7 protein-coding genes are annotated in these 6749 nt (G+C 37.3%); all 7 read left to right on the top strand.

Annotation, left to right across the window (positions count from 1 at the left end):
- Positions 1-591: 591 nt before the first annotated feature.
- The 7 genes from J2S08_RS22245 to mnhG are packed head-to-tail and all read left to right on the top strand — an operon-like array spanning position 592 to position 6336.
- On the top strand, positions 592-2991 hold the full coding sequence (locus J2S08_RS22245) for a Na+/H+ antiporter subunit A (RefSeq protein WP_307233534.1): 2400 nt from the start codon (positions 592-594) through the stop codon (positions 2989-2991).
- Entirely contained in the window at positions 2992-3414 is a 423-nt protein-coding gene (locus J2S08_RS22240) for a Na(+)/H(+) antiporter subunit B (protein WP_307233532.1), read from the top strand. It begins immediately after the preceding gene.
- Entirely contained in the window at positions 3414-3755 is a 342-nt protein-coding gene (locus J2S08_RS22235) for a Na(+)/H(+) antiporter subunit C (protein ID WP_307233530.1), read from the top strand. The genes J2S08_RS22240 and J2S08_RS22235 overlap by 1 nt, the downstream gene beginning before the upstream one ends.
- Complete coding sequence (locus tag J2S08_RS22230) at positions 3748-5226, top strand: Na+/H+ antiporter subunit D (RefSeq protein ID WP_307233528.1); 1479 nt, start codon at positions 3748-3750, stop codon at positions 5224-5226. The genes J2S08_RS22235 and J2S08_RS22230 overlap by 8 nt, the downstream gene beginning before the upstream one ends.
- Before the next feature lie 6 nt (positions 5227-5232).
- Complete coding sequence (locus J2S08_RS22225) at positions 5233-5709, top strand: Na+/H+ antiporter subunit E (RefSeq protein WP_307233526.1); 477 nt, start codon at positions 5233-5235, stop codon at positions 5707-5709.
- Positions 5709-5993 (top strand): Na(+)/H(+) antiporter subunit F1, encoded by a 285-nt coding sequence (locus J2S08_RS22220; protein ID WP_307233525.1) that lies wholly within the window; start codon positions 5709-5711, stop codon positions 5991-5993. Before J2S08_RS22225 ends, J2S08_RS22220 begins: the two co-directional genes overlap by 1 nt.
- On the top strand, positions 5977-6336 hold the full coding sequence (gene mnhG, locus J2S08_RS22215; protein ID WP_307233523.1) for a monovalent cation/H(+) antiporter subunit G: 360 nt from the start codon (positions 5977-5979) through the stop codon (positions 6334-6336). The genes J2S08_RS22220 and mnhG overlap by 17 nt, the downstream gene beginning before the upstream one ends.
- The last annotated feature ends 413 nt before the right edge of the window (positions 6337-6749 follow it).

The raw sequence follows: 6749 nt of genomic DNA, 5'->3' as shown, positions 1-6749 counted from the left end.
TTTTAATGCAAAAGTTATCAAAGCCGGTGAAATTTTACTCGTCGTAAAATTTCACCGGCTTTTTCATGTCAGAGGTGGGTTTTGTCCCAACCTCATTATATTTGAAGATTGTATCAAATGGAAATAAAAGTTAAAAATAGATTTTATTTGTTGTGTTTTTCCCCGTCTTTTTCTGCCTTCCAATTTATTTTTTTTAATTTTTTCTCTCGTTTTTACCCATGTTTCTACCTATTTAATAAATTTCTGATATTCTTTGATTTGAATTTTTCGATTAATGCATCTCATAATTTTTTGCGCTATAATGCGAGAGAAGGCATTTTTATTTTTCGTTTTTGGATATTTTAAATAGAATGGGTAAAATGTATGACTGAAGGATCACATCACTTTTTTTGATTAAAGTACCATAATAAACCGGACTACAATCCAAAATAAGTGATGTTTCATCAAATGAGCTTTTGAATTCCCATTCAATGCGAAGGGGTGAGCAATTTTACGAAGCTTACTTGGAATAACCTTTGAACACCTATTTTAAGCACATCCAGAAGTATTTGTTATTGACTTAAATGATGATTAAAAAAAGGGGGGTCAACCTTGTCGTTACTACATTTAGCCATCATTGCGCCATTTCTTATGGCGATCCTGGTTCCCTTTTTATATAAAGGGTTTCGTCCTGTGCATACAGGGTGGTTTGTACTTGTTATTCCTATACTTTTGTTCAGTTATTTTTTGCGGCTAATTCCTACAATTAAAAATCATGAAATTGTGCAAGAAACGCTGCAATGGATTCCGTCATACGGTATTAATTTTACTGCTTATGTAGACGGATTAGGGCTTTTATTTGCTCTATTAATTACTGGAATAGGTGCACTTGTCGTTCTCTATTCGATTTTTTATTTAGCAAAAGATAAGGAAAAATTGCATCATTTTTATGTTTATTTACTAATGTTTATGGGAGCAATGCTCGGTGTCGTTCTTTCCGATAACCTTATCGTTCTTTATGGATTTTGGGAATTAACATCTTTCTCATCATTCCTGTTAATTGGCTATTGGTATCATCGTGAGCGGTCGCGTTATGGTGCACAAAAATCGATGCTGATTACGGTTTTTGGCGGTTTATCTATGCTTGGAGGCTTCTTGCTCTTGCAGTTAATGACTGGAAGCTACAGTATTCGTGAAATTATTGCTTCGTCCGGAGATATTGTCACACATGAATGGTTTATACCTGCATTAGTACTCGTACTATTAGGTGCTTTTACAAAATCAGCTCAATTTCCATTCCATATTTGGCTGCCTGACGCCATGGAAGCTCCAACACCAGTCAGTGCGTATTTACACTCTGCCACGATGGTTAAAGCCGGCATCTATTTAGTTGCCCGTCTCAGCCCCGTCTTTGCTATTTCAGAAGTATGGCTCTGGCTTGTTGCTGGCTTTGGAATCGTGACATTATTATGGGGTTCTTTTAATGCTGTTAGACAAACTGATTTAAAAGGAATTCTCGCATTTTCAACGGTCAGTCAGCTCGGCCTTATTATGTCTCTACTAGGTATAGGAGCAGCTGCACTGCATTTTGATCATTTAGACGATAATATCTTTATCGGTGCTACTATTGCAGCAGTCTTTCATTTAATCAATCATGCTACCTTTAAAGGCAGTCTATTTATGGTAGCTGGTATTGTTGATCATGAAACAGGAACACGTGATATCCGCAAGCTCGGAGGCTTAATGCAGATTATGCCGATCACCTTTACGATTGCTCTAATTGGAACCTTTTCTATGGCTGGTTTACCGCCATTTAATGGATTCCTTAGTAAAGAAATGTTCTTTGCAAGTATGGTCAATGTGCTGCAATTAAATATTTTTCAATTTGATACGTGGGGAGTCCTTTTCCCTGTCCTTGCTTGGATTGCAAGTGTCTTCACGTTTGTTTATAGTATGATCTTATTTTTCAAAACATTCACAGGCACTTATCAACCAGAGAAATTGCCGAAAAAACCACATGAAGCTCCAATTGGCATGTTAATCTCACCAATTGTACTAGCATTGCTTGTCGTTACTTTTGGCATATTTCCAAATATCCTTACTGGAAATATTATTGAACCGGCAACTGCTGCCATCGTCCCAAGCCTGTTAGGTTCAACTGAAGGATTTGTCCATATTCAATTTTGGCATGGATTTACTCCAGAATTATGGATGACTATTGGCGTTATTGCATTAGGAATATTGTTATACAAAACGTTTCCTAAGTGGAAAGGTTTATACGAACGTTTGCCGAAAAAGCTTACATTGAATCAGTTATATGACAATAGCCTTGTAATTTCAGAAAAAGGGGCTTATCAGCTGAACAATAAGATGATGAATGGCTCTGTCCGTACTTATCTTATCTATGTATTTCTGTTTTTAATTGGCAGTGTCGGTTTTACCTTATGGAAGCGGAATGCGTTTCATGTTCAGACAGATAATCTTGCAAGCATTACCATCTATGAGATAATTTTGACAGCTATCGTCATCATCGGCTCAATCATGCTTTTGTTTGCAAAATCGAGGTTGGCTTCTATCATTGCACTCGGATCAGTTGGCTATACAATGTCGCTTTTCTATGTATTATTTAGAGCGCCTGATTTGGCATTAACGCAATTAGTAATTGAAACCATATCAGTTGCCTTATTTTTGCTAGCTTTCTATCATCTGCCTGACATTAATACAAAAAATGAGAGCCGGTCATTTAAATTAACAAATGCAATTGTTGCCTTTGGAGTTGGGTTGACCGTTGCCCTTGTTGCGATTTCTTCCCATAGTACGAAACTATTTGACTCTATTTCACAATATTATGTGGAAAACACATATGAAAAAGCTGCTGGACAAAACATGGTTAATGTCACACTCGTTGATTTTCGTGGGTTTGATACAATGTTTGAAATCGCCGTCCTTTCAATTGCCGCACTTGGAATATATGGCATGATTAAATTAAGATTGACAAGGAGGAAAATGTAAATGAAAGTAAACGATATTATTTTACAAACAACAACGAAGATTATTACTTTTATTATCATTTTATTTTCTTTTCATCTTTTCTTTACTGGCCATTACAATCCAGGCGGTGGATTTGTTGGAGGTTTAATGACTTCAGGAGCGATCGTTCTCTTGTTGTTGGCTTACGATATAAAAACGGTTTCCAAAAGCTTGCCATTTGACTTTAAAATCATGATTGGCATTGGCTTATTATTTGCCGTTAGTACTGGAGCAGGGTCAATGATTTTTAATGTTCCCTTTTTAACACACGTATTTGGCGACATTTATATTCCCATATTAGGAGAAACTGCACTTCACACTGCTACGTTATTTGATCTTGGCGTATATTTTGTTGTCGTTGGTGCTACGATGACCATTATTCAAACGATAGGAGAGAGTGAATAATGGAATTATTAATGGCAATTGTCATCGGCGTCCTCTTTATGGCTGCCGTATATCTCATGTTATCTAAAAATATTTTACGAATCATTGTTGGAACTGGGCTATTAAGTCATGGCGCCCACTTGCTGATCTTAACGATGGGTGGATTAAAAACAGGAACTGTCCCCCTCCTTGGCGAGGAAGCAAGTACTTATACTGATCCGCTTCCGCAAGCGTTAATTTTAACAGCGATCGTCATTAGCTTTGGTGTTACAGCATTTTTCTTAGTGCTTGCCTATCGAGCTTATCAAGAATTAGGCACTGATAATCTGGAAGAAATGAGAGGAAATGAAGGTCATGATTAATTTACTTTTAGTACCAATAATAATTCCTTTATTTACCGCACTCCTTCTCATTTTTATTCCAAAAAAAGTAGTGCTTCAACGTGCTATTTCCATTATTTCGGCCATTGCTACGACAATAGCAGCTCTCATTTTAGTTGGCACCGTTCGACAAGATGGCATACAAGTAGTCGATCTCGGGGGATGGCCTGCACCTTTTGGAATTACACTTGTTTCTGATATGCTTTCAGCGCTGCTTGTTACAACAGCAAGCATCATTACTTTAACAGTGATTCTTTTTTCCTTTCGTTCAATTGGGGAGGAGCGGGAAAAGTATTATTACTATTCAATGGTCCAATTTCTGTTGGTTGGTGTGAATGGCGCTTTTACAACAGGCGATATCTTTAATATGTTTGTCTTTTTTGAAGTGATGCTCATGTCCTCTTATGTATTGCTTGTCATAGGCGGAACGAAGATTCAGCTTCGTGAAACGATCAAATATATTCTAGTGAATGTCATATCATCTGCATTATTTGTCATTACAGTTGCTTATTTATATTCCGTTGTTGGTACACTGAATATGGCACATATCTCTGTACGGATTAGTGAGATCCAGCAGCCGGGCATCTTGACAGTGATCGCTATCATGTTTCTGATCGTGTTTGGATTAAAAGGTGCAATTTTCCCATTATATTTCTGGCTGCCAGGCTCATATTATGCTCCGCCGCCAGCCATTATGGCATTGTTCGGTGCATTGTTGACAAAGGTAGGCGTCTACTCCATTTTGAGGACTTACACACTATTCTTTTACCATGATATTGGATATACTCATCAAATACTTGGTGTGCTGTCTATCCTCACTATCATCGTTGGAATCATTGGCGCAATCGCTTATCAAGATATTAAAAAAATGATTATCTTTAATATTATCATTGCAATCGGAGTCATTACTTATGGAATCTCCATGATGTCAACTGAAGCACTAACAGGTTCTGTTTTTTACTTAATTCATGATATGCTCATTAAAGCAGCCCTATTCTTTTTAGTAGGAATTATCATGGCTATTACAGGAACAGCTGATTTGCGCAAATTCAGCGGATTGATCAACCATTATCCGTTTCTAGGCTGGACTTTTTTCATCTCTACATTAACGTTAGCTGGAATTCCACCTTTTAGCGGCTTTGTTGGCAAGCTTTTGATTGCTAAGGGCGGTTTTGCCGCTGGAGATTTCATTGGTGCGCTCATTGTTCTTTTATCTAGTTTGTTTGTTCTCTACTCCTTAATGAAAGTATTTTTAAATGGTTTCTGGGGAGAAACAAAAGGTACAATCAATCAAAAGGCACCGGTATCGTATTTGCTCGTTCCTACAGTACTGTTAGTTGCTATCACTGTCATTTATGGATTCGGTGCAGAATGGATTAATATCTTTATTTCACAAGCTGCAGACGTGTTGACAGATCCATCCATTTACATCGATGCCGTGTTAAAGGAGTAATGTAAAATGGCTCTTCAAATATTATTAAACTTTATCTTAGCTTTATTATGGACTTTCTTAGAAGGAAGCTTTTCAGCTGCAACGTTTGTATCAGGCTATCTTCTTGGCTTCATTATTATCTTTGTGATGCGCCGCTTTTTTACGAGTCGTTTGTATATTTATCGCGTCTTTTCTGTGATAAAGCTGACTTTGATCTTTTTACGCGAGTTAATTTTGTCGAATATTGCTGTTATTAAAGTTGTGTTAAAACCTAAATTAGATATGCAGCCTGGTATTTTCGCCCTGGAGACCGAGTTAAAAAAAGATTGGGAAATTACTTTATTATCTAGTTTGATCACGCTCACTCCGGGAACGCTCGTCATTGATGTGTCTCCAGATAATAAAATTTTATATATTCATGCGATGGATATACAAGATGTCGAAGAAGAAATTGATAGCATTAAGCAATCGTTTGAGAAAGCAATTATGGAGGTGGGCCGCTAATGTTAACAACCGTTTTTGTCATTGCATTAATCTGCTTCTCACTTTCCATACTAATATTGCTCTATCGCGTCATTAATGGACCTAGCGTACCAGACAGAGTCATTGCTCTTGATGCAATGGGCATTAACTTAGTAGCGATTGTGGCCATTGTTTCGATGCTGTTAGATACGAGTGCCTATCTAGATGTCATTTTATTAACGGGTATTTTGTCCTTTATCGGAACTGTTTCATTCTCCAAATTTTTAGAGAGAGGGGAGATTATCGAACGTGACCGAGATCATTGAAATCATCATTGCAATCTTTATTATTATCGGGGTGTTTTTGAGCTTGGTTTCTGCGTTCGGTGTCATAAGACTCCCAGATGTCTACACAAGAAACCATGCAGCATCAAAAGCGACAACATTAGGAGTTATGTCGATTCTCATTGGTGCTACGATCTTTTTCTTTGTAAAAGACGGATATTTCAACTCAAGACTTGTTTTAGGAATCTTGTTCATCTTTATCACTGCACCAGTAGCAGGCCATCTTATTAGCCGCTCTGCCTACCATTCCGGCGTCAAGCTTTGGAACAAAAGTGTGCAGGATGATCTAGCAAAAACGAGACAAAAACAAAAGCAAAAAGGGTAGTAAATAACAGAGGTGAGTAAAAGATTGCTTTACTCACCTCTTCTCTTTTGTTTACATAATAAAAAAGGTATTTTTTTGATCCTATTAATAAATCCATCTAATTTTATATAAGTAGTCAGTGTTGCAAGTATCGCAATCTATGCAACCCTATTTCCATTGCAAACTGCGGATTGGCTGATTGTCTGCACATCTTTCCTCGGCTTCTATCTGTTACTGCTCTTAACCGCTTGCTTCACACTTTATCGTATCTTGCAAAAAGATATGCGTAGAAAGACAACAGGAAAACACGTAGTATCCAGTCAAGTTCCATTCAGTAAATAGGAGGCTGGGACATAACTAGCTTCTAAATAATGAGAAAAGTGAATTTGAGGATCCTCAAATTCACTTTTCTCTATTTTGCGTGTAAATATTTC

The organism is Bacillus chungangensis, from assembly GCF_030812995.1.
Classification (GTDB): Bacteria; Bacillota; Bacilli; order Bacillales; family Bacillaceae_C; genus Bacillus_CF; species Bacillus_CF chungangensis.
The sequence above is the reverse complement of the archived record's forward strand: the minus strand, read 5'-3'. Positions and strand labels throughout refer to the sequence as shown.

Excerpts from the sequence above, each read along its gene's own strand:
- J2S08_RS22230 (WP_307233528.1), top strand. The coding sequence starts at position 3,748 with ATGATTAATTTACTTTTAGTACCAATAATAATTCCTTTATTTACCGCA.
- J2S08_RS22235 (WP_307233530.1), top strand. The coding sequence starts at position 3,414 with ATGGAATTATTAATGGCAATTGTCATCGGCGTCCTCTTTATGGCTGCC.
- J2S08_RS22225 (WP_307233526.1), top strand. The coding sequence starts at position 5,233 with ATGGCTCTTCAAATATTATTAAACTTTATCTTAGCTTTATTATGGACT.
- J2S08_RS22240 (WP_307233532.1), top strand. The coding sequence starts at position 2,992 with ATGAAAGTAAACGATATTATTTTACAAACAACAACGAAGATTATTACT.
- J2S08_RS22220 (WP_307233525.1), top strand. The coding sequence starts at position 5,709 with ATGTTAACAACCGTTTTTGTCATTGCATTAATCTGCTTCTCACTTTCC.